General features: G+C 59.8%; 20 protein-coding genes. 2 read left to right on the top strand and 18 right to left on the bottom strand.

The features are described 5' to 3' along the window. Positions 1 to 458: 458 nt before the first annotated feature. On the top strand, positions 459 to 1,355 hold the full coding sequence (locus RWV98_RS08410; protein WP_317865215.1) for an AraC family transcriptional regulator: 897 nt from the start codon (positions 459 to 461) through the stop codon (positions 1,353 to 1,355). Positions 1,356 to 1,423: 68 nt separating this feature from the next. On the opposite strand, the gene RWV98_RS08405 is transcribed toward RWV98_RS08410, so the two are convergent. From RWV98_RS08405 to RWV98_RS08355, 11 genes are all read right to left on the bottom strand, one after another. After that, complete coding sequence (locus RWV98_RS08405; protein ID WP_317865213.1) at positions 1,424 to 3,379, bottom strand: LTA synthase family protein; 1,956 nt, start codon at positions 3,377 to 3,379, stop codon at positions 1,424 to 1,426. Between the two features lie 82 nt (positions 3,380 to 3,461). Continuing rightward, positions 3,462 to 5,276: an aspartate--tRNA ligase gene (gene aspS / locus RWV98_RS08400; RefSeq protein WP_317865211.1), complete on the bottom strand. Its 1,815-nt coding sequence runs from the start codon at positions 5,274 to 5,276 to the stop codon at positions 3,462 to 3,464. A 27-nt stretch (positions 5,277 to 5,303) separates the two neighbouring features. Continuing rightward, positions 5,304 to 6,662, bottom strand: coding sequence for a histidine--tRNA ligase (hisS, locus tag RWV98_RS08395; RefSeq protein WP_317865209.1), 1,359 nt, complete (start codon positions 6,660 to 6,662; stop codon positions 5,304 to 5,306). A 128-nt stretch (positions 6,663 to 6,790) separates the two neighbouring features. Beyond that, a complete protein-coding gene (locus tag RWV98_RS08390; RefSeq protein ID WP_280961508.1) occupies positions 6,791 to 7,198 on the bottom strand; it encodes a methylglyoxal synthase in 408 nt (135 codons plus the stop codon). Positions 7,199 to 7,254: 56 nt separating this feature from the next. Then, positions 7,255 to 7,995 (bottom strand): nucleotide-binding protein, encoded by a 741-nt coding sequence (locus RWV98_RS08385; RefSeq protein ID WP_317865207.1) that lies wholly within the window; start codon positions 7,993 to 7,995, stop codon positions 7,255 to 7,257. Between the two features lie 118 nt (positions 7,996 to 8,113). Continuing rightward, complete coding sequence (locus RWV98_RS08380) at positions 8,114 to 10,177, bottom strand: penicillin-binding transpeptidase domain-containing protein (protein WP_317865206.1); 2,064 nt, start codon at positions 10,175 to 10,177, stop codon at positions 8,114 to 8,116. Positions 10,178 to 10,210: 33 nt separating this feature from the next. After that, a complete protein-coding gene (mreD, locus tag RWV98_RS08375; RefSeq protein ID WP_317865205.1) occupies positions 10,211 to 10,720 on the bottom strand; it encodes a rod shape-determining protein MreD in 510 nt (169 codons plus the stop codon). A 6-nt stretch (positions 10,721 to 10,726) separates the two neighbouring features. After that, positions 10,727 to 11,566, bottom strand: coding sequence for a rod shape-determining protein MreC (gene mreC / locus RWV98_RS08370; protein WP_280961512.1), 840 nt, complete (start codon positions 11,564 to 11,566; stop codon positions 10,727 to 10,729). A 59-nt stretch (positions 11,567 to 11,625) separates the two neighbouring features. Beyond that, the gene (locus RWV98_RS08365) at positions 11,626 to 12,192 is read right to left on the bottom strand and encodes a Maf family protein (protein ID WP_317865202.1); all 567 of its coding nucleotides are present in this window, start codon (positions 12,190 to 12,192) and stop codon (positions 11,626 to 11,628) included. Between the two features lie 169 nt (positions 12,193 to 12,361). Further along, on the bottom strand, positions 12,362 to 14,398 hold the full coding sequence (locus RWV98_RS08360) for a U32 family peptidase (RefSeq protein WP_317865200.1): 2,037 nt from the start codon (positions 14,396 to 14,398) through the stop codon (positions 12,362 to 12,364). Further along, positions 14,395 to 14,700, bottom strand: coding sequence for a cell division protein ZapA (locus RWV98_RS08355; protein WP_280961515.1), 306 nt, complete (start codon positions 14,698 to 14,700; stop codon positions 14,395 to 14,397). The genes RWV98_RS08360 and RWV98_RS08355 overlap by 4 nt, the downstream gene beginning before the upstream one ends. A 301-nt stretch (positions 14,701 to 15,001) precedes the next feature. Between RWV98_RS08355 and RWV98_RS08350 the strand changes: the two genes are divergently transcribed. Then, complete coding sequence (locus RWV98_RS08350) at positions 15,002 to 16,174, top strand: DEAD/DEAH box helicase (protein ID WP_280961516.1); 1,173 nt, start codon at positions 15,002 to 15,004, stop codon at positions 16,172 to 16,174. 194 nt (positions 16,175 to 16,368) lie between these two features. Here RWV98_RS08350 and hypE read toward each other — a convergent pair whose 3' ends face one another. The 7 genes from hypE to RWV98_RS08315 are packed head-to-tail and all read right to left on the bottom strand — an operon-like array spanning position 16,369 to position 22,165. Beyond that, positions 16,369 to 17,352: a hydrogenase expression/formation protein HypE gene (hypE, locus tag RWV98_RS08345; protein WP_317865198.1), complete on the bottom strand. Its 984-nt coding sequence runs from the start codon at positions 17,350 to 17,352 to the stop codon at positions 16,369 to 16,371. Between the two features lie 2 nt (positions 17,353 to 17,354). Further along, positions 17,355 to 18,395 carry a hydrogenase formation protein HypD gene (gene hypD / locus RWV98_RS08340; protein ID WP_317865196.1) on the bottom strand — a complete coding sequence of 347 codons (1,041 nt, stop codon included), beginning with the start codon at positions 18,393 to 18,395 and terminating at the stop codon, positions 17,355 to 17,357. Further along, positions 18,388 to 18,609, bottom strand: a complete 222-nt coding sequence (locus RWV98_RS08335) for a HypC/HybG/HupF family hydrogenase formation chaperone (RefSeq protein WP_280963715.1) — start codon at positions 18,607 to 18,609, stop codon at positions 18,388 to 18,390. The genes hypD and RWV98_RS08335 overlap by 8 nt, the downstream gene beginning before the upstream one ends. A gap of 20 nt (positions 18,610 to 18,629) precedes the next feature. Continuing rightward, the gene (gene hypF, locus RWV98_RS08330) at positions 18,630 to 20,843 is read right to left on the bottom strand and encodes a carbamoyltransferase HypF (protein ID WP_317865193.1); all 2,214 of its coding nucleotides are present in this window, start codon (positions 20,841 to 20,843) and stop codon (positions 18,630 to 18,632) included. Next, complete coding sequence (gene hypB, locus RWV98_RS08325) at positions 20,840 to 21,490, bottom strand: hydrogenase nickel incorporation protein HypB (protein ID WP_442872110.1); 651 nt, start codon at positions 21,488 to 21,490, stop codon at positions 20,840 to 20,842. Before hypB ends, hypF begins: the two co-directional genes overlap by 4 nt. Then, entirely contained in the window at positions 21,490 to 21,837 is a 348-nt protein-coding gene (locus tag RWV98_RS08320) for a hydrogenase maturation nickel metallochaperone HypA/HybF (RefSeq protein WP_317865191.1), read from the bottom strand. Before RWV98_RS08320 ends, hypB begins: the two co-directional genes overlap by 1 nt. After that, positions 21,788 to 22,165, bottom strand: a complete 378-nt coding sequence (locus tag RWV98_RS08315) for a 4Fe-4S dicluster domain-containing protein (protein ID WP_317865189.1) — start codon at positions 22,163 to 22,165, stop codon at positions 21,788 to 21,790. Before RWV98_RS08315 ends, RWV98_RS08320 begins: the two co-directional genes overlap by 50 nt. Positions 22,166 to 22,169 lie beyond the last annotated feature (4 nt).

Raw genomic sequence — 22,169 nt, 5'->3', positions numbered from 1 at the left:
CACGCGCCGCTTGCGTCCACCCCCTGCCGATACGTATCCTGTTTTTTCTGATCACATCTCTTGTTTGCGATGCTTAATTGGATAGGTTAATTATAGCCTTCACCCATTTTTTCGTAAACGGACAATCCTCGGATATCGCCGCCCCATATGCGATTATGGATAAATCCGCACTTCATGCACCGTTAAATTTCAGTTTTCGCTTCGATTTCCCACTTTTTCGCACGAAACCTCAGCGGCGAATGCGTGCTGCGCCGCGCGCGCGGCCTGCCTTTCCAACGAATCATCATACGATTTTGATCTATGCGCTTGGACCGATCGCATAAATAGTCCGTAAAATCCGCCCCGCTTTTATTTGTTATTTTTCCATCTTGACCTTTTTCGGCAAAGAATATATAGTGAAAATAGAAAACCTTGATCGAACTGCTCACTTACGCATGATGAAGCAAAGGAGGCTGCTTATGTTGGAGCCAGAACAAAACACCGCTGTCTTTTCCGGGGAACCCACATTCTTTATCAACAACAAACCGCCTCACATGCAAAACATCATTCACATAAGCAACTGCCCGATCTATTCCTACCCCTGCCATTCGCATGCTTCCTGGGCGGAAATTGTGCTGATCATCGGCGGCAGCGGCGTATATACCGTCAACCGTGACGAGTATATTGTCGAGGCCGGGGATATTTTACTGATTAACCGAGGCGTGCTGCATTCCTGCGACTCCTCCTTCGAGGACCCGGTCGACGTGTACACCTTATCCCTCAACGAATTTACAATCCGGGGATTGGAAATGGGCCAGCTGATCGCCCCGGATGTGCAGCCCTTTCTGAAAACCGGAGCGCAGCTTCCCCTTTTCGCCGCGCTCTTTTCTTGCTTAATGGCGCAAAATCTTGAAAAACCACCCGGACATCTCATGATCTGTACGCAAACGATCTCTTTACTCTGCGCTTTGTTACACCAAATGATCCGCCGAAAAACCTTCAAGATCCAGCCCCGCAGTATATCCAAGCTCGCTTCCGATATCATGGAATATATCGAAGAAAACTATACCTCCAATATCACGCTCGATCTGCTTTCCAAACGTTTTTTCATCACCGCGGGGCATCTATGCCATATTCTCTCAACGGAATGCGGTATTTCGCCCATCGACTATGTGATCCAAAAGCGCATCAACACCGCGCAATGGCGGCTTGTCATGGAAAGCACCTCGATCAAAGACATTGCTTTTGACATGGGCTATGAAAGCGCGGACCATTTCGCCAAACAATTTCAGAAAAGAACGGGTATGACGCCTTCGGTCTATCGTACGCTATATTCGCACCGTTTAAAATATCTGATTACGGATGAAACACCATAAAAACATGACAAAAAGGGCCGCAGCGGAACAATCGTTCCGCTGCGGCCCAAAGGCTGTCAAAGCATGACTTATTTTTTCTTTTCATCCGGCAGCTGATAAAAGTCATCCTGCCTGTTTTTGATATCGAACAGCTGGCGGTACTGGGCGATGCGGTAATCCGCAAGGCTTTCTTCCGACGCCGCTTGTTGTACCTCGTGGAACGCGCCGGCCGTGTCGTAATAGCCAAAGCTGTTGATCGCGGGCACCGTCTCCCGGGCGGCAAGGCGCAGCGCGTCGTAGCCGGAGGCGCCCAGCCCAAGCAGATCGAGCGCATAGGCGGACAGGTAATTGGCGCTGATGGTCACATCCTGCGCCTCCACGATATCGTAGTTGGCCCAGATAAAAAAGGGCGTTACCATCTTTTTTTGCTCGGTCTCGCTCGTGACCGCCTGCCCCGCCCCGCCGAGCAGACTGGTATAAAACGCCGCGTCCACCTTGGGCTGGTGGTCGCCAAAGAAAATAATAGCGGTCGGCTCGTCCGCGGCTTCAAAATACGCGATCAGCTCACGCACCGCGTCGTCGCTATACCGCACGAGGGACAGGTAATTATCCACATCGGGATATTGCCCCTCGTATTCGCCGGTCAGGTATATTTTAGGGTCAAAATTGGGGTAATCCGCCGGAGCATAGCCGCCGTGATTCTGCATCGTCACGTTGAAAACGAACAGCGGCTGCCCTTCGGGCTTTTTTTCATACAGCTCATAGATTTTGCGGTAATCCTCGCTGTCGCTTACGCGGTAGCGCACGCGCGCCGCGTCCTCGGCAAAGTCCTCCTCATAAAGCTGGCGGTCAAAGCCGAAGCGCTCATACACCCGGTCGCGGCTCCATGACGAAGCCAGATAGGGGTGCAGCGATACCGCCTGATACCCCTGCCCTTTCAGGCTGGAGACCAAGGTGGGCATGGCCGCGCGAATATACATCTGGTATGGCGAACAGCCGAAGGGCAAAAAGCCCATGGTGGCGCCGGTCAAAAACTCGAATTCGGTATTGGCCGTACCGCCGCCGAAGGTAGAGACCAGCAGCTTGCCGGTGACCGTGTTCTCCTTGCCTGCGAGCGAGCGCACATAGGGCATATAATCCTCATTGGTCGCAAACGGGCCGACATCCTCAAGATCGGCGAAGGATTCATTCATCACCACGATCAAGTTCGGCTTTTTTTCGCCGGTCTCGCCAGGATGGCTTTCCATGATCCGCGCCATGTTTTCGTCACCGTATCCCGCGGGCTTGCGCACAACGGATTCATTCGCGCAGCGCAAAAAGTAGAATATCTCGCTGTACGACCGGCTGGACTGCCAAAAGCCGATGCCGGTGCCCGTCACCCGCAGGCCGCCGCACACCAGTACCGCAAGCGCGAGCACGACCGGCAGCCGCCTTTTGGCGGGCGCGCGCCAAACGCGGCGCATGCGCCATACCGCCGTGCAAAACAGGAGCGCGGCCAACGCCGCGAGCAGCACCGATTTTTCGACCGGCACGGAATACCCCTCCGCCACATCGGCCGCCGTACCGATGGCAAGGATATCGCCCAGCAGTACCGGCGTGCCGCGAAACAGAGTGACATAATGATCGATCAGCGCATGTACCAGAAATACCGCCTGCCCGATGCATACTGCCAAACGCGCCCGCCCGCAAACCAAATAAAGCACGGCATAGAGCGCCAAATAACAGAGCAGGCCCTGCCATAACGATTTTTGCATGTTGACCGACAGGCCCTTGACCACATACTCCGTCGTCAGCAGGCTCAAAGCGGAAGCGGCGATCAACAGCGCCGCATCGTGCAGGGCGAGCAGCGGGCGCTTCGCGCCGTCACGGTAGGGTCTGGCGAAGAGCGGCAAAAAGACCAAAACGCCGGTAAGGCCCGCCGTCAGCCGCCAAGCGGCAAGCGAGCCGCGCCACAGCAGCGGCAGCACCAAAAGGGCGAGCAGCAGCGTCAGCCCGGCCGCGACCGCGATGCGCACCTTCTTTTGGCGCGCGGTTTCCTCTTTCATCGGTACGGTTCCCTCCCTTGGGAAAACAAAGGCTGCTGCAAAGCTTTGTTTTGCAGCAGCCTATTTTATCAAGCTTTGCGGTTTACTCAGCCGCGTCTTCTTGCTCCATGCGGGTCACGGCGATCGACAGCTCGTCCAGCTGCTTGTCGTCCACCACGTCGGGGCAGCTCATCATCAGGTCGGAAGCGTTCTGCACCTTGGGGAACGCAATCACATCGCGGATGGAATCCAGCCCGGAGAGCAGCATACACAGCCGGTCCAAACCGTAGGCCAGACCGCCATGCGGGGGCGCGCCATAGGAAAACGCTGTAATCAGGTGGCCGAACTGCTCCTTCGCCTTTTCCTCGGTAAAGCCGAGCGCGCGGAACATTTTGGTTTGCAGCTCGGAATCGTGGATACGGATCGAACCGCCGCCCAGCTCGCAGCCGTTTAGCACGATATCGTACGCCTTGGCGCGCACCTTGGCCGGATCGGTATCCAGCAGGGCGATATCCTCATCCATGGGCGCGGTAAAGGGATGATGCTTGGCAACAAGGCGATCCTCTTCCTCGGAATACTCAAACTGCGGGAACTCGGTTACCCAAAGCAGCTTGTAATCGTCCTTTTTGGCAAGGCCAAGGCGTTTCGCCAACTCGCAGCGCAGCGCGCCCAGCGAAACCAGCGCGGTCTCTTCCGAAGCGTCCGCGACGACGAACAGCACGTCGTTTTCGTGCATATCGGCGCGTTCCTTGATCTGCGCGATCTCGTCCTCGGTCAGGAACTTGGCAAAGGAGGAGGTCATGGCCCCATCCGCCGCAAGCTTCATCCACGCGAGGCCCTTGGCGCGGTAGGTCTTGACAAAATCGGCCAGCTTATCGATCTCCTTGCGCGGGAACTTATCGGCATAGCCGTTTATATTGATCAGGCGCACGGTACCGCCCGCTTCAATCGCGCCCTTAAACACGCCGAACTCGCATTTCGCGGCAATATCCGAAATATTCTTTATTTCAAAGCCAAAGCGGGTATCCGGCTTGTCGGAGCCGAAGCGATCCATCGCTTCGCGCCATGTCAGGCGCGGCAGCGGCAGCGGGATGTCTACCCCCAGCACCTCTTGGAACACGCGGCTGATAAAGCCTTCGTTTACCGCGATCACATCGTCCTGCTCGACAAAGCTCATTTCCAGATCGATCTGGGTGAATTCGGGCTGACGGTCGGCGCGCAGGTCCTCGTCGCGGAAGCAGCGGGTGATCTGCATGTAACGGTCGACGCCGGAGAGCATCAGCAGCTGCTTATACTGCTGGGGCGACTGCGGCAGCGCGTAGAACTTGCCCGGATGAACGCGGCTGGGCACCAGATAGTCGCGCGCGCCTTCGGGCGTGGACTTGGTCAGCATGGGGGTTTCGATTTCCAGAAAGCCGTTTTCATCAAAGTAATTGCGCGCGACCTGCGTCACGCGATGGCGCAGCATCAGGTTTTTCTGCATAGACGGGCGGCGCAGATCAAGGTAGCGGTATTTCAGGCGCACCTGATCGCCGACCTCCTTGGAGTCGTCTATCTCAAACGGCGTGGTTTGCGCCTTGGAGAGGATGCGGAGTTCCTCGGCGATCAGCTCGACCTCGCCAGTCGGCATTTTCTTATTGACCGCTGCTTCGTCGCGCGCGGTGAGCTTGCCGCTGACCGCCACAACGAACTCGGTGCGGCAGGTAAAGGCGATATCGAACAAACCGGCGTTCACCGATTTATCAAACGTGCACTGAATAACGCCCGCGCGGTCGCGCACGAGCAAAAACAGCACGCCGCCGTTATCGCGCACACGGTCGACCCAGCCGTTGACCGTGACGGTCCGCCCCGCGTCCGAAAGGCGCAGGTCGCCGCACATATGCGTGCGCTTCATACCCGAAATAGAGGTTTCGTTCATTATTCTATCATTCCTATCCAAAGAATTTTACTGATCGAGAATCACCGTGCCCGCGTTCTTCGCGGCAAGACCGTTTTGAATGCGCTGAACGGCTTCGTCAAAGCTGACGGAGACCTGCTCGCCGGACGCCATGTCCTTGACGGCATACACCTGACCGGCGATCTCATCCTCGCCGAGGAAGATGACATAGGGAATGCCGAGCTTATCCGCGTAGCCGATCTTGGCCTTGAATTTTTTCTGCTCGCCATAAAGCTGCGCGCGGACGCCCGCCTCCCGCAGCCCTGTCGCCAGCGCGATCGCGGGCGCGAGGTCGTCCGTCATGGGCAGGATGAGCACATCCGCCGGAGCGGTCAGGCTTTCGCCGTTCAAATAGCCCTGTTCGCCCAGCACGTAGAACAGCCGCGTCAGGCCGATCGAAATTCCGACGCCGGGAAGCTGCTTATCGGTATAGTATTCCGCCAGATTGTCGTACCGGCCGCCCGAACAGATCGAACCGATCTCCGGATGGTCAAGCATGGTGGTCTCGTACACGGTGCCGGTGTAATAATCCAGCCCGCGCGCGATGGTCAGATCGATCTCAAAATGGTCGGCGGGCACGCCAAAGGCCGCCATATAGGTCGCGACGGTCTTAAGCTCGTCCGCGCCGGCGTCAAACACTTCGTTCCTGCCCTGATAAGCTTCCAGCGCCGCGAGGATGCCCTCGGTGCCGCCGGGGGTCGCGATAAAGGCCAGAAGCTCGTCCGCTGTTTCAGCGGATACGCCGAAGTCCTCGGTCAGGATCTCTTTCACCTTTGCCGCGCCGATCTTTTCGAGTTTATCGACCGTGCGCATCACGTCGCCCGCTTTTTCGGTCAGTCCCAAAATGGCGAAAAAGCCGTTTAATACCTTGCGGTTGTTGATGCGGATCTTAAAGCGCTTCAAGCCAAGGGTAGAAAACGTTCGGTAGATGATGCTCGGTACCTCGGCTTCGTTCACGATATCGAGCTTGCCGTCGCCGATCACGTCGATATCGGCCTGATAAAACTCACGGAAACGGCCGCGCTGCGCGCGCTCACCGCGATAGACCTTGCCGATCTGGTAGCGGCGGAACGGGAACGTCAGCTCGCCGTAATGCTGGGCCACGTATTTGGCCAGCGGCACGGTCAGATCGAAACGGAGGGAAAGATCGCTGTCCCCCTTCTGGAAGCGGTATATCTGCTTCTCCGTTTCGCCGCCGCCCTTGGCAAGCAGTACCTCGGAGGATTCAATCAGCGGCGTATCCAGCGGGTAAAAGCCGTAAAGCGCGTAGGTTTCGCGCAGCGCCTGCATGATGCGTTCCATTTGCATCTGCGGCGCGGGCAGCAGCTCCATGAAGCCGGAAAGGGTTCTTGGTTTTACTTTATCCATATCTGTCGTTCTCCTGTTTTGCATCAAAACGCCCCCCATTCGGAGGGCGCTGAATAAATTTCGTAATGTATCGTTCTGGGACAGGGGCAGAGACCGCCGCAACAATCCCGGAAGGACAGTTTACGTTGTTAGCGATTTTTAGGATTGACGATATTACGCCAATCGAGGTCGCCGCGGTCAAGGCCAAGGATCAGCATTTCCGCGGTGGCGGAATTGGTGGCGATCGGGATGTTATGCATATCGCACAGTCGCGCGATCGCGTGCACATCGGGCTCGTACTGGGCGTTGGTCATGGGGTCGCGGAAAAACAGAACAAGGTCGATTTCATTGTAGGCCACGCGCGCGGAAATTTGTTCCTCGCCGCCCTGCATGCCCGCAAGACATTTTTCTATTTTGAGGCCGGTTGCCTCTTCTACGAATTTACCGGTCGTGCCGGTAGCGCATATATTGTGCTTTGCCAAAATACCGCAGTAGGCCATACAGAACTGCACCATCAGTTCCTTTTTGCGGTCATGTGCGATCAGCGCTACGTTCATATGCGATCCATCCCCTTTCAGACTTGTCTGAAGCGTCGGCGATACGGAGCCGATCTTTAGATTTTCATTAGCGGTACGCGCTCGCCTTCGAGCCGCCGCGCGATGTTGGAAAAGGCGCGCGCCGCGCCGGTATGCTTGATAGAAAGGATACTGTTGCCGCGGTTTGAGCACGCGATGATATCCTCGTCCTCAGGCACGATGCCGAGCAGCGGCAACCCGGCGCCATCCATGGCGTCGTCGATATTGTCCGCTTTGCCGCTGCGAATCAGCTGCGGGCGAACACGATTGAGAATCATACGTATACGGGCAATACAATATTCCTCTTCCAGCTTACGGGCACAGCGCTCCGCCCCACGGATACAGGCGCTGTCCGGTGTGGTGACGATAATTGCCTGTGTTGCAATATGCGCGGAAAAGGAAAGCTCAGCCGGCAGACCGGCCGGGCCGTCGATCAGCAGGTACTCAAAACCCGCTTCCTCCGCCTGCACGGCCAGTTGCTCCATCCCGCGCTCGCTGAGCGCGGGCAGCGCGACCGGCGCCGTCAGCAGGCTCAGTCTTTCATACGTCGGGTGATGCGCAATCGCATCCGCAAGCGGCACCGCGCCGCCCGCCACATCGGCAAAGGAATAAACCACGCGGTCGGACATGCCGAGCGCGATGTCGAGATTTCGCAGGCCACAGTCTCCGTCGATCAGGAGCACACGGCGGCCGAGCAGCGACAGCGCCGCGCCCGCGCCCGCGGTAAAGGAGGTCTTGCCCGTGCCTCCCTTGCCGGATGCAACCAATATGACTTTCAACATAACGCCTCCGAAGCTAAAAATCTATGTGTATCATTATACACGAGAAAACCACAATTTACAAGCGTTTCAGCAAATATTTACGCCTGTTGCGTCGAAGCGGCGCGGCATGGGGCGCTTAGTTTAAAAGCGCGTTCTCCTTCTCCACCGTTTCCACTAAATCCGGCTCGGTCTTGAAGTAGGCGTCGAAAATATCGCGCACGACCGGAGCGACCGACGCGCCGTGCTGCGCGGCCTCGCCCACCACGCACACCGCGATCTGCGCATCCTCAAACGGACCAAAGGCCACAAACACACCGTTGGACTTTTCCGGGTCGTTGGTTTCCGCCGTACCGGTCTTGCCGCCGATCTTGATCGGATAATCGGCGAACACGGTGGCGGCGGTGCCGCCCTCGGCGGTAACCTCGGCCATGCCGGTCATAACGGTATCGCGCGTCTTGTCTGAAAAGGTGACATTGCCGAGGACCTCCGGCTCATCGGTCTTGACGACCTCGCCGTAATCGTAGCTCTTCACGTTTTTGACCAGCGTCGGCTTATAGACCGTGCCGCCGTTGACGACCGCCGCGATATAATTGCAAAGCTGCAAGGGCGTGAACCAGTTGTCCGACTGGCCGATGGCCGCCTGTACGTCGTCGCCGCCCTGCCACTCGCGCAGCGTCGGGTCGTTATCCAGCATTTTTTCGCGGGTTTCCGGGCCGGCGGCCTGACCTGCCGCCTCGCCCACCTCAATACCGGTCACCTGACCCAGACCAAAACTTTTGCACCATTTTTCAAGCGCCGCGCCCGTCAGCTGCTGGCCTACGTTGTAGAAGAATGTGTTGCACGAATATTTGATCGCGTTGACCACATCATAGGTAGCCGGATGCTCATGGTTATTACACTCAAATTTCTGTCCGCCGTATTCAAAAACGCCCGTACAGGTAAACGATGTGTTTTCATCGATCACGCCGGTCTCCAGCGCCGCGATGGCGGAAAGCACCTTAAAGGTGGAACCCGGCGCGTACAGACCGCTGGTGGCGCGGTTGGTAAAGGGCTTTCGGCTATCTTTCTTTAACTCGTCGTACTCCTTGTTAAAGGTCGCGAGGTTATAGGTCGGATACGAGGCCATGGCCAGCACCTCGCCCGAGTGCACGTCGAGCACGACGGCCGCGCCGCCGTGGCCGTAGCCGGACACATTCTCCGCCAGCGACTGCTCCGCCGCTTTTTGCAGCTCCAGATCGATGGTGAGCACCACGTTGTTGCCCGGCTCGGGCGCATAGGAGTTCGTTTGTCCGCTGAGATTATCGCCGCCGAGCGTGGTCTCCACCGTGGCGGAACCGGAGGTGCCGTGCAGGTAGGATTCCATCGCCTTTTCAATGCCGGAATCGCCTACCGAATCGTTCATGTTGTAACGGGGATCCTCTTTATAACCCGGTTTGCCGTCCTCGCCGTCCCAGTCCTCGGTCCACATCGGGTGAACGGTGCCAAGCAGGTGCGCGGCGTATTCGGTATCATATTGCCGCACGGACTCGGTCTGAAAATCAACGCCCGCGTACTTTTTGTGGTTTTCCTTTACCTTTGCGATCAGGTCGACCGTGACATCGGTCGCCAACGTAAAGTTTTGCCGCATATCAAAGCCGACCGTGCGCATGCTGTAATAAAGGCCTACCACCGTACGCACATCCTGCTGGGAATAAGTATCCGGCAATTTCAAATACACCCGCATGGCTTCGATAAACTCGGGCGCGGTCGCGGTATTGCCGACATGGATCTTATTTTCGCTTTCCGCCATATACTTACGCAGCTTTGTCATTGCCTCATCCGCGTTTTCCGCCGTAAAGGTATAGGGCGCGGTTTTCGAGATCGGCATCACGTCCTTGACTTCGCCGCCGTCCGCTTCGACCATGCGCGTCAGCTCCAGCAGGCGGTCGAATTGGCCCTCGGTCTGCCAGTTAGAATAGGTCAGCACCATGGAAAAGGCCGTGCGGTTGGTCACGAGAGGACGGCCGTAGCGATCCAGTATTTCGCCGCGCGCGGCGGAGACCGTCGTGATCGTCGTCAGGTGCACCGCTGCCTTTTTCACGTTTTCCTCGCCGTGGACTAGCTGCAACTGCGTCAGCTTCCATCCGGCGAGCGAGGCGCACACCAGAAGCACGCAGGCAAGCGCGATCAAGCGGCGCAGCAGTTGATTTTTATTCACCATTGAAAAAAGACCTCACAAATCAGCTCCGAAAACTTATCTGGACTCGAATTTTTTGCTTATTTTCTTCACCGGCGCGTATACCAGAAAGCTGAGCGCCGCCGTGAGCACCGCGCCGCCGAACACCTGCTGCATCACCAGCCCGAACGAAGCCCCGTGCATGGGCAGCAGGTAGCAAAAATAGCGCAAAAGCCCTATCAGAATCATTTCACCGGCGGAAAGCATCATCATCGATACATAGTTGCGGCTGAGCGTGAGCCTGCTGAGCGAGCCCGCGATAAAGCCGAACAGTAAAAAGAAGATGGGATAGACCCCGTCGATGCCGACAAAGCCCACATCGTACAAAACGCCCACCGCAACGCCCATGATAACGCCTTCGACCGGACCGTCCAACAGGGCGGCCGCCGCGACGAAGCACGGCAGCAGGTCGATATGAAAACCGCGCACCGAGAAGTAGCGGCCCCAGCTGCTTTGCAGCGCAAAATACACGACCGCCAACAGAATATATAATAAATTTTTAGGAATGGATACCTGTTCTCTCTGCATGCTTTTTTACTCCGTGATCGTGTAGTCGGTGATGATGGACACGCTTGTCACCGTATCCACATTGACAAACGGCTTGATGACCGCGTAATAGGAAATACCGTTTTCCTCGGTCAGCACGCTTTCGACCGTGCCGATCATCACGCCCTTGGGGAACACGCCGCCGCGGCCCGAGGTTTCCACCGTGTCGCCGATGACAATGTCCGCATCCTCCTTCAAATAGGAAAGGCGCAGGTTGCCCTCGCTCATCATGTCGTAGTTGCCTTCGGCAATGGCGGCTTCGCGCGTGCGCGTAACCAGCGCGCCGCACTGCATTTCCACATCCACCACGGTCGTAACGGTACAATAGTTGGACGCGACCTGACTGACATAGCCGACCATGCCGTCCTCTGTCGTGACAAGATCGTTCACCTCGACCCCGTGGGAGGTACCCTTGTCGAGCGTCAGCGTCATGGCCCAGTCGCCCGGGTTGCGGCCTATTACCTCGGCGGTCTGCTGCGTCAGGTCGCGGCTGCGCTCGGCGCGGCCCAGTTCCTGCCGCAGGCGGTCGTTTTCATCCAGCGCGATCTGTGCGTCGCGCACCTTCTGTTCCATTTCGCGCACCTGTTTTTTCAGGCTTTCGTTTTCAGCCTTCAGGTCGTCCACTTCAAAAAAATATTCGTGCCCCTTGCCAAATAGCCCGGTAATGCCGGTGCCCAGCCTTTGGATCGGCGTTACGACCATGCCGGCCAGCTTTGTCACAGGCGACGGATTGCCCGTCACGCCGCTATATAACGCGGAAAGCACGCAGATCGCTATGATCGCGGCGATCACGACAACAAAGCGCGAGGTTATGTTCTTCCTACGCAAGAATTGATTGCTCCCTTCGAGTTAAGTTCGATCAAAAGCCGCGCCTTACGCGGCCCTTGCTACACGGCAACGCCGAGATCGCGGAGGATGCGGTTCAGGCCTGCGACAGGCAGGCCCATCACGCTGTAGTAATCGCCGGCGATGCCTTCGATCAGCAGCGCGCCGTGGCCCTGAATCCCGTAAGCGCCCGCTTTATCGAGCGGCTCGCCGGTGGCCAGATACTTTTCCAGCTCATCCTCATCAAAGGCGCGGAAGGTAACGAGCGTGCGCGTCAAAAGCGTTCTCGTTTCCCCAATGGGCGGCTGCACGGCAAGACCGGTCAGCACCTCGTGCGTGCGGCCGCGCAGCATGCGCAGCATTTCGCGGGCGCGGCCGGGTCCCTCCGGCTTGCCGAGCGCGATCCCGTCGATCGTTACGAGCGTATCCGAGCCGATGCAATACGCATTTGGGTACGCTCCATGCGCCTTTTCCGCTTTTCCGCGCGACAGGCGCACGACCTCCTGCCCCAGCGGCGCGCCGGGCAAAAGCGTTTCATCCGTGTCCATCGGGGCCACGGTAAAGTTTTCGGTGATCAGCCCGAGCAGCTCGCGCCGCCGTGGCGAAGCCGATGCTAATACGAGTTCCATACATACCCCTTGCTATCCCTGTGATAATTAGTAATGAGGAATTAGTAGTTAGTAATTGGATAGGTAGGAATTGAAGGAGATCGGCCATAGGCCGATATTGAAATTACCGCGCGGCGCGCGGGACCGCAATTCCTAATTACTAATTACTAATTCCTAACTAATTTGTCCGTCACTCTACTCCCCTGTGGTAAAGGCCGCGCGTAAATTCACCCGCGGGCGCTTCGCCCGCGACAAACGACTGCGCGATGCGCGCGCAAGTCTCCGGCGATTCCACAGTAAACAGCAGCCGCCCATAGGTGACGCCCGCGCGGGCGGGCGGCTCATCCCAGCAGAGGGCGCGGCTGTTGAGCAGCGTATTCCGGCAACCGAACTCCGGCAGCAGGGCGAATTTTTGGCCCTTACGGTCGGTCAACTCGGTCACGCCATTTTTACACGCGCATTTGCCGCCGTGGCGGCGGCGTATCGCGCAGTTTTCAAAAACCATCAGCGGCAAAAAGCCGTAAACGATCATTTCGGTCTCAAGCGGCCCGCGCAGATCACGCAGCTGCGCCTGCCGCAGCTCAAACGAAAGCGTTTGGCGCGAAACCCCGCGCGCCGCCAGCACCGCGAGCGTTTCGCTGTTAAAGGCGTTCAGCCCAAAATCGCCGCAAACGGTAAGGCCCAGCCGCCGCGCGAGCGCGAGTTGGCCGAGATTGCCGATCATCACGGTATCCGTGCCCTTTTCCATCGCGCTGCCCAGCAGGCGTTCGATCTCAGGCTGCTCGCAATCGGAAAAGACGCGCGGCAGGATAGCGGGCAGGCCGGTCTCGGCCGCGACCGCGAGCGGCGCGTAGATCGCCGTAAGTCCCAGCTCTGCAAGCGCCCGCGCCTGCTCCCCCGTCCTAACGGAAGCGGTAAAGCCCGCGAACGGCTGTTGCTTGTCCATGGATAACGGAGCGGCCGCGTCCTGCCAGCGCCGTTCCGGCGGCGCCAAACGGCGCGCCATCAGCTTTTCAAGCGCTTCACGCCGCAGGGCGTTCAGGCGCGCGGCGGACAGCATCAGCCCTTCGGGCAGATCAATTTCCAATTTTTCAGCATAAAAAGGCGTGCCGCCGGTTTTGCGCAGCGCCTTTTCCACGGTCTCCACGGTCGCGGGGCGGTTGATCGCCCGCGGCACCTCGTCCAAATCGACAGCGGCGGCGCCGTGCGTTCCATCCTCTACAGAAAGCGAAATTCCGCTTTCCGCCGCCGAAAAACGCAGCGCGACCGGAACAAGCGGCGCTTCCCTGCCCTGCGCAAAGCGGCTCGCTGCTTCGTCATACAGGCTTTGCACCTCATGCAGCAGCACCTCGGTTTTGGTGCCGAACATCGCGTCGCCTTTTTCGCCGGTCAGGTAGCCGTCGGTAAAGCCGTCCCGCGAAAAGACACGGCGCAGCGTGTCGCGCTCGGCTTCGGTCGGCGCGCGGTTTTCACGCAGCAGCGCGGCGTAGATCGCGGTGACAATATAGGTATATTCCGGCCGTTTCATACGCCCTTCGATCTTGAGGGAGCAAACGCCCAGCTTTTTCAGTTCACAAACATGGTCGGCCAGCGACAAATCCTTCAGCGACAGCGGATAGCCGCCGCTCATCGGCAGGCGGCAAGGCTGGGCGCACAGGCCCCGGTTGCCCGAACGTCGGCCGATCACGGCGGACAGATAACACTGACCCGAATAGCACATGCACAAAGCGCCGTGCACGAATACCTCGGTCTCCACACCGGCGTTTTCTGTAATCAGGCGCACTTCGTCAAGCGAGCATTCGCGCGAGAGGACAACCCGGGAAAAACCGAGTTCCTTTGCTTCCCGCGCGCCGTCCAGCGTGTGTACGGTCATTTGCGTGGAGGCATGCAGGTCCAGATCCGGCGCGTGCCGCCGAAGCAGGCTCGCCAGACCCAAATCCTGCACGATCAGCGCGTCCGCGCCCGCCTCGTACAGGAATTTTGCGTCGTTCAGCGCGCCGGACAGCTCGCGGTCGGTGGTCAGTATGTTGAGTGTGATATTGGTTTTTACGCCGCGCGCGCGGCAATAGGCGATTGCTTCCGCCATTTCATCCTGTGAAAATCCCTTGGCGCTGCGGCGCGCGTTAAACGAGCCGTAACCCATATACACCGCGCCCGCGCCCGCCTGTACGGCGGCGCGCACGCTTTCCGGCGCGCCGGCGGGAGAAAGCAGTTCCGGAAAGCTCATTTGCGGCGCTGGTTCTGGCCGCGCAGACGGTCCAGCTGGCTGCGCAGCGCGCTAAGCTCGCTTTCGGCCACGCGAAGCTTGGCTTCGGCTGCCTCGGCGGCCTTTTTGGCTTTGATATATTCATCCGCGAGGTTGATCGTCGCGAGCGCGAAGGCGCGCGTCGTCGCAAAGCTCTCTGAACCGCCGCATTCCGTGATCGTCTGCCGGGCGAGTTCGGCCACCTCGTTCATATACTCCTCGGACTCCTCGGCCAGCATGGTATAGTGCTGCCCTGCGATCTGGATGGTGACACGGTTTGCCATTTTTATCTCTTCCTTTCGCATCAGGTCATAAAGGCATATTTCGATAAGATATAGTATACCACAGCGGCCAGCAAATTTAAAGCCACCAGCATTCATTGCGTGCCGCTGGTGGTATACTTTATATTTAATACAGGTATAATAGGCGCTTTGCGGCTATTATACCACAATCTTTTCTCTTTGGAAACAAAAAAAACCACCTTCTTACAGCAGCCAACAAGAAAAGTTGCGAAAAACGGCTGAGTATGATACACTGACTGTTGGATTAAACCGTAAATCGAATATTAGGATAGGATCGAACAAAATGGAAATCAACGGACAAGAAGTTACCGAAACCGTAAGCTACGCCGAGCTGGGGCTTTCCCCGGCCATCATGCGCGCGCTGGATAAAAAGGGCTATCAAGTCGCCACCCCCGTGCAGGGCGGCGCGATCCCGTTTTTTATGGACTGGAAGGACGTCATCGCCAAAGCGCCCACCGGCACGGGCAAGACCTTTGCCTTTGGCATTCCCATGGTCGAGCACATCGACCCGGAACTGAAAGAAACGCAGGCGCTCGTGCTCGCCCCCACCCGGGAACTCGCTTTGCAGATCGTGGCCGAGCTGCGCGGCTTGCATGAATTTAAAAAAGGCGTGCGCACCGTTTGTCTCTACGGCGGCGCGCCGATCGCCGGCCAAATCACGGCCCTGCATCAGCACCCGCAGATCATCGTGGCGACCCCGGGGCGGCTGATGGATATGATGAAGCGCGGCGCCGCCCGGCTGGACAAGGTGCAAACCGTCGTACTGGACGAGGCCGACCGCATGCTGGACATGGGCTTTGTGCAGGATGTGACCCGTATTTTGGACGCCATGCCCCAGCGCCGCAATCTAGGCATGTTCTCCGCCACCATCTCGCGCGAGGTGATGGATATCTCGTGGGTATACCAGCGCGACCCGGCGGAGATCACCGTTCCTGCCGTGGATGAAAACAAGCCGGATATCCAGCAGTACCGCATCGACCTTGGCTGGAACGTCAAAACCGAACTGACCGCAAGGCTTTTGGAAGCGGGCGAATATGAACGCGCCCTGATTTTCTGCAACACCAAGACCATGTCCGACCGGCTGACCGCGCTGTTAAAGCTGCAGGGCATTGAGGCGGACTGCATCCATGGCGACATCCGCCAGCGCGACCGCGAAAAAACGCTGGGCCGTTTCCGCGACGGCAAGCTGCGCGTGCTGGTCGCTACCGACGTGGCCGCGCGCGGATTGGATATCGACGATGTCGACGTGGTGTTCAACTACGACGTACCCGAGGAAAACGAATATTACGTGCACCGCATCGGCCGCACCGGCCGCGCCAAGCGGCACGGCGTTTCCTACACGCTCATCACCTCCATCGCGGAGAGCATCCGTATGGACGATATCGAGCGCAGCACCGGCAACGAGGTCGCCCGCCTGAAATACGAGGACGGCACCCTGCTTGAGATGGAAAACTAGCTTTTAATTAGGAATAAGCTGTTGCAAAAAAAAAGAGCGGCCGCTTGTCATTCTGACAAGCGGCCGCTCTTTTTTTAGTTAGGAGTTAGAAAGTAGGAGTTAGGAGTTAAAGGTATCGGCCAAAGCCGATAATTAATAACCGCGCGACGCGCGGTACCGCAATTCCTAATTCCTAATTACTAATTCCTAACTAATTAACAGATGCGCGGCAGGCCTTCGCCGCGCAGCGGGGCGACCGCGCGGCGGCCGCCAATGGTGGTATGAAGCGTCACGCCGTTTCCCTCGCGCACTGCGCCGATGACGGCGGCTTGTCCCCCATAGGGCGAGGCCTGCACGATCTCAAGCGCGCGCAGCGCGTCCCCCTCGGGCACCGCGATCAGCAGCTTGCCCTCGTTGCCCATGGTCAGCACATCAAGCCCCAATATGCCGGTCAGCGCCCGCACACCCGCTGAAACGGGCAGCGCGTCCTCGGTGAGCTCAATCGCGCACCCCGACGCTTCGGCCAGCTCGCAGGCGACCGTCGCCAGACCGCCGCGCGTGACGTCACGCATGGCGTGCACCTCGGCCTCGGCGGCGAACAGCGCCTCCACCATGCCGCCAAGAGGCGCGCAGTCGCTTTGCAGCTCGCTTTCCAGCCCCATCCGCGCGGACAGAATCGTCGCGTGGTGGTCGCCCAGCGTGCCGGATAGAATGAGCGCGTCGCCGGGCCGCAGGTTGGCGGCGGACACCTCGCGCTCCGCCGGACGGGCGCCCAGCCCGGTCGTATTGATATAAAGGCCGCCATTGCCCTCGATCACCTTGGTATCGCCCGCGACGATGTGCACGCCGGCTTCCGCCGCCGTTCGCGCCATCGACTCGACAAGCCGCGTCAGCAGCGCGGAATCCAGCCCCTCTTCTAAAATAAAGCCCGCGGTCAGGTACAAAGGCCTTGCGCCCATGCACAGCAGATCGTTCACCGTGCCGCACACCGCGAGCCGCCCGATATCGCCGCCCGCAAAGGTCAGGGGCTGCACGACAAAGCTGTCCGTCGTCATCACAAGCTCGCCCGCCGGACAGGGCAGCACGGCGGCGTCCTCCATACGGTTCAGCACTTCGTTTCCAAGTCGTTCCGCAAAAATATCGCCGATCAGCCGGGCGGTATCCGCGCCGCCCGCGCCATGGCGCAACTGAATTTTCATGGTCATTCCTTTCCCGTTATGAGACAAATGCGGCACGCGCCCTCGCCCGACACCATGCACGCGCCCACCGGATGCTCGGGCGTGCAGGCCTTTCCACAAAGCGGGCAGTCCCAAGGCCCGATCGCGCCGGTCAGCACCTGCCCGCACCGGCAGCCCTCCGGCGCGCGGTCGGCGCTCAGTCCCCGGCTGCCCGCGTCCAGCGCGGCATAGGGGCCGCGCAGATACAGCCCGGAACCGGGCACCTGCCCCAGCCCGCGCCACAGCGCTTCGCCCGCCTCGAATACGCGCGAAACGGCGCTTCGCGCCTTTTCATTGCCCGCGGCGCGCACAAAGGCCGGATATTCGTTCCACACGCCGGCATTGCCCCGCTCCGCCTCGCGCGTCAGGCGGCACAGCGCCGCGAGCAGCAGCTCGGGCGTGAACCCGCCGACAACCATGGGCTTTTTCCACTTTTCCGCGAGCGGGCGAAACGCTTCCGCGCCCGTTACGACCGCGACGTGCCCGGGGCACAAAAAACCATCGATACCGCCCGCCCCGCACAGCGCGTCCATCGCGGCGGGCATGGTCTTGAGCGCGGTCAGCAGGCGCACGTTGGATAGGCCCCGCGACAATATGCCCTCCGCCACCGCCGCCCAGACAGGCGCGGTCGTTTCAAAGCCGACCGCCGCGAGCACGAACTGCGTATCAGGCGCGCGCTCCGCAAGGGCGAGCGCCTGCTCGGGCGCGTAGAAAAAGTCAACATCCGCCCCTTCGGCCCGCGCGCCCGCGAGCGAGACCGCGCTTCCCGGCACGGCCAGCATGTCGCCGAACGATAGCACGCGGACGCCCGGCGTGCGGGCGAGCGCGACCAGCTTGTCGATATAGGCCGTCGGCGTGACGCAAACCGGACAGCCCGGCCCGGCGAGCAGTGTGATTTTTTCGCTGAGCAGACCGCGCACGCCGGAGCGGTATAGGGCGGCGGTATGCGTGCCGCAGACCTCCATCAGCCGCAGCGGGCGGCCATGATACGTCCGCAGGTAATCCGCCAGCAACCGTTTATCCATTCGCGGCCTCTTTCAGTTCGTCAAACAGCTCGGTAAGCGTTCCTGCCTCTTCCTCGCCCATGGTTTGCAGGGCGACCCCCGCATGGACAAGCACGTAATCACCGACGCGCGCCTCGACCATGGACACGTTGACATCGGCCATGGTACCCGCGAAATCCACCTTGGCGCGATCGCCGTCGATTGAGACGATCCGTCCGGGAAAAGCTACACACATGTTATTTCCTCGTTTCTCAGTCAGGTTTGGCCGCCCGCGAGCAGTCCGTAATATACCTGCCCGACGGCAAGGCCCCCGTCGCCGGGCGGCACCTCGCGATTAAACCAAACGGTATGGCCCGCCGCGGCGAGCATTTCCGTGCAGCGCGTGATAAGCAGCCGGTTCGCGAACACGCCGCCCGCGAGCGCGACCTGCTCGATCCCCGTGCGCGCGGCCATGCACGCCACCATATCAGCGACCGCCAGATGGAAGCCGAGCGCCGCCGCATCCGCGTCAGGCGCGCAAACCAGTGCGTGGAACAGCGGCGCGGGATCGAACACGCCGTCCGCTTCGGCAAACGCCATGGCAAGCGGACGAACGCCGCGCCGCGCCGCGCGTTCCGCCGCCGCTTCGAGCGCCCGCGCGCAGCGGCCTTGATGCGTGTTTTCCCCGCAAAGGCCGAGCACGGCGGCGGCCGCGTCAAATAGCCGCCCCATGCTGGAGCTGCCAATCGTGTTGACGCCGCTTTGAAGCGCCGCGCGAACGACCGGAAAACGCGCGTCCGCGCTTTCCAGCCCCGCATGCGCCAGATGGCACAAAGCGGATTTCCAGCCTTGCCGCATCGAGCCGTCGCCGCCGAGCAAGGGCACCTCGGCCAGATGGCCCGCGCGGGTATAGTCCGCACCCTCGCACCGTAAAAACTCGCCGCCCCAAACCTTGCCGTTATCGCCATAACCCGTGCCGTCAAAGCACACGGCGAGCACCGGGCCCTTCAGCCCGTGCTCCGCCATGACGGACAAGGCGTGCGCGTGGTGGTGCTGTACCGCAAGGCGGGGCTGCTCCATCTCCTCCGCCAGCGCGGTGGTGAAATAGAGGGGGTGCTTATCGTGCACGACAAGACGCGGCTTTGCGCCCGTCAGCGCGGTCAGATCGCGCAGCGATTGCCGAAAGGCCCGCTGCGTTTCGCGTTCCGCAAGGTCGCCCGGCACGGCGGCCGGGTAGTACCGCCCGCCGGAGGCAAGGCAAAACGCGGGCTCCATCTCCGCCCCAAGCGCCAGCACCTCGCCCATGGGGGCCTCCTGCGCGAGCGGCTCGGGCAGATAACCGCGCGTGCGGCGCAGCACCTGCGGCGCGCCGCCGACCACACGGGTCACCGCGTCGTCCGCCGGACGCAAAATTTCTCTCTCGTTCCAGAACAAACCCGCGATCTCGGTGTGCGCGGCAAAGTAAGCGCGCATCGCCGTGTCCCCGTATAAGATCGGCTGCCCGGCGTGGTTGCAGCTTGTGACGATGAGCGGCAGCCCCTCGGCCAGCAGCGCATACAGGCCGAAGGCGGGCAGAAAAGCGCCGAGCGGACCGTCCGTCCCCGCCGCGTCCGCGCACACCCGCGCGCGCCAATTTTGTCCCCGGCGCAGCAGCACGATGGGCCGCGCGGGCGAAAGCAAAAGCGCCCGCTCCGTCTCGTCCGTCTCGCACACGGCTTGCAGTTCGTCCATCGATGCAAACAGCACGGCAAACGGTTTTGTGGGCCGCGCTTTCAGTGCGCGCAGCGCGCGCACGGTCTTTTCGCTGTCCGCCCGGCAGACAAGGTTGTAACCCCCCGCCGCCTTGACCGCGATGATCGCCCCGCTTTTTAGCAGCTCGCGGGCGGCGCGCACCGCGTCCTCCCGCGCGGTTCGGTCGCCCGCCCGTGTTTCGCCCAATAGCTGCGGCCCGCAAGACGGGCACGAAAGCGTCTGCCCATGGCAGCGGCGGTTTTCCATATCGGCATATTCGCCCGCGCACATGGAGCACATTGCAAACGCGTCCATCGTGGTGCGCGCGCGGTCGTACGGCAAACGGCGGATGATGGTGTAGCGCGGCCCGCACCCCGCGCATGAAATAAACGGATAGCGGTAGCGCGCATCCTTTTTGTTTTGCATTTCCCGCAGGCAATCCGCGCACACCGCCAGATCCGCCGGGAGCACGGGGCGCGACGGCTCGCCCGCGCTCTCCACCGCCCGAAAGAAAGAAAACCGCCGCAGAGCGACCTCCGCGGCGGTGATGCGCTCGATATGAATGGGCGGCGGGCAGGCGGCAAGGCGCCTTAAAAACGATTCGAGCGCCGCCCCTTCCGCGTTGCAGACGATCTCCGCCGCGCCGCCAAGGTTACGCACCTCGCCCTTTAGCCCCAGTTCCCGCGCGATGCGGCATACCGTAGGGCGAAAGCCCACGCCCTGTACCCGGCCCGTGACAATAAGACGGTAGGTCGTCATTTGCCCGACCGGTCAATCAGCCATGCGGCGGCCGCGTCGTATCCCTCGCCCGTGACGCCGCACACCTTGAACACCGGCGCGTTGGGGTTCAAATGGCGCACGCCCTTCATGAAAAATTCCTCATCAAAATTCAGATAGGGCGTCAGATCGATCTTGCTCAAAAGGATCGCATCCGCCTTTTCAAAGGCAAGCGGATACTTATAGGGCTTATCGCTGCCGTCCGCGACGGATACCTGCAACAGCTTGATATCCTCGCCGATGGAGAACTCCGCCGGGCACACGAGGTTGCCCACGTTTTCAACGAACAGGATGCCGGGCTCCGCGAACGTCATGGCGTGCACGGCGTTGTGCAGCAGCGGCGCGTCCAGATGGCAGGCCCCGAAGGTATTGATCTGACTGGCGGTCACGCCCTGCCCGCGCAGGCGCTCGGTATCGATATCGGATTCGATATCGCCCTCCACCACGTAGCATTTGACCGCTAACCGGCGGATCAGGTTTTCCAGCGTGGTCGTCTTGCCCGCGCCGGGCGCGCCCATCAGGTTGACGGTAAAGACGCCCTTATCGGACAAATAACCGTTTACATGCGCGGCAATGTGGTCGTTTTCCGCGTGGATGTCCGTCATGACGTCCTTTTTTACCATATGCATCAGTCATCTACCTCCAGCTCGACGCTTTTGACGTAAAATTCTTTGCCGATCCCGGTCGGCGCGCCGTCTCCCCCGCAGGCGGGACAGGCAAAGGAAAAGGGCTTGCGTTCGAAATACGCGCCGCAGGCCCCGCACTTCAGCTTGGGCCGCACGCGCTCGATGTGGAGCGCCGCGCCCGCGCAGGGCGTATCTTCCGAAATGATATCGAAGTACATTTGGATCGATTCCCCGATAAAGCCGGAATCGTCCCCCACGACCAGATCGATCCCGGTCACGCGGCCATGCGCTTTATCGGCCTCAGCCGTCGCGATCTGAACGATCCTCTGAGTGATCGGGTACTCGTGCATGGAAAACCTCCTCGGTTTTAACGGGCGCGGGGGCGGTATACTGCACCTCCATATGCAGGCACTTTTTGGGACAGTTATCGACACAGCAGGCGCATTGAACGCAGGAGAAGGGATTGATCGTCCACGTTTTTTGCGCGCGGTCGACGGTGATCGCGTCCGCCGGGCACTTGCGCATGCACATGCCGCAGTATATGCAATCGTCTATTACGATCGCGACCTTGCCGCGCGTTTTATCCGGATACTCGCGCGGGGTGACCGGGTACGACGTGGTCGCGGGCTTTTGAAACAGGCTCGCCAATACCGTGCGGGCGAAATGTAAATATGCCATAATC

This window comes from Agathobaculum sp. NTUH-O15-33, from assembly GCF_033193315.1.
In the GTDB taxonomy this organism is placed as follows: domain Bacteria; phylum Bacillota; class Clostridia; order Oscillospirales; family Butyricicoccaceae; genus Agathobaculum; species Agathobaculum faecihominis_A.
This window is presented reverse-complemented; position numbering and strand designations above follow the sequence as displayed.

Bases quoted from the DNA above. Each gene is read 5' to 3' on its own strand.
- RWV98_RS08365 (WP_317865202.1), bottom strand. From the start codon at position 12,192: ATGGAACTCGTATTAGCATCGGCTTCGCCACGGCGGCGCGAGCTGCTC.
- hypB (WP_442872110.1), bottom strand. From the start codon at position 21,490: ATGCATATGGTAAAAAAGGACGTCATGACGGACATCCACGCGGAAAAC.
- RWV98_RS08355 (WP_280961515.1), bottom strand. From the start codon at position 14,700: ATGGCAAACCGTGTCACCATCCAGATCGCAGGGCAGCACTATACCATG.
- RWV98_RS08360 (WP_317865200.1), bottom strand. From the start codon at position 14,398: ATGAGCTTTCCGGAACTGCTTTCTCCCGCCGGCGCGCCGGAAAGCGTG.
- RWV98_RS08380 (WP_317865206.1), bottom strand. From the start codon at position 10,177: ATGGTGAATAAAAATCAACTGCTGCGCCGCTTGATCGCGCTTGCCTGC.
- hisS (WP_317865209.1), bottom strand. From the start codon at position 6,662: ATGGATAAAGTAAAACCAAGAACCCTTTCCGGCTTCATGGAGCTGCTG.
- RWV98_RS08320 (WP_317865191.1), bottom strand. From the start codon at position 21,837: ATGCACGAGTACCCGATCACTCAGAGGATCGTTCAGATCGCGACGGCT.
- hypE (WP_317865198.1), bottom strand. From the start codon at position 17,352: ATGAAAATTCAGTTGCGCCATGGCGCGGGCGGCGCGGATACCGCCCGG.
- mreD (WP_317865205.1), bottom strand. From the start codon at position 10,720: ATGCAGAGAGAACAGGTATCCATTCCTAAAAATTTATTATATATTCTG.
- RWV98_RS08350 (WP_280961516.1), top strand. From the start codon at position 15,002: ATGGAAATCAACGGACAAGAAGTTACCGAAACCGTAAGCTACGCCGAG.
- aspS (WP_317865211.1), bottom strand. From the start codon at position 5,276: ATGAACGAAACCTCTATTTCGGGTATGAAGCGCACGCATATGTGCGGC.
- RWV98_RS08335 (WP_280963715.1), bottom strand. From the start codon at position 18,609: ATGTGTGTAGCTTTTCCCGGACGGATCGTCTCAATCGACGGCGATCGC.
- RWV98_RS08405 (WP_317865213.1), bottom strand. From the start codon at position 3,379: ATGAAAGAGGAAACCGCGCGCCAAAAGAAGGTGCGCATCGCGGTCGCG.
- RWV98_RS08390 (WP_280961508.1), bottom strand. From the start codon at position 7,198: ATGAACGTAGCGCTGATCGCACATGACCGCAAAAAGGAACTGATGGTG.
- hypF (WP_317865193.1), bottom strand. From the start codon at position 20,843: ATGACGACCTACCGTCTTATTGTCACGGGCCGGGTACAGGGCGTGGGC.
- RWV98_RS08410 (WP_317865215.1), top strand. From the start codon at position 459: ATGTTGGAGCCAGAACAAAACACCGCTGTCTTTTCCGGGGAACCCACA.
- RWV98_RS08315 (WP_317865189.1), bottom strand. From the start codon at position 22,165: ATGGCATATTTACATTTCGCCCGCACGGTATTGGCGAGCCTGTTTCAA.
- hypD (WP_317865196.1), bottom strand. From the start codon at position 18,395: ATGGATAAACGGTTGCTGGCGGATTACCTGCGGACGTATCATGGCCGC.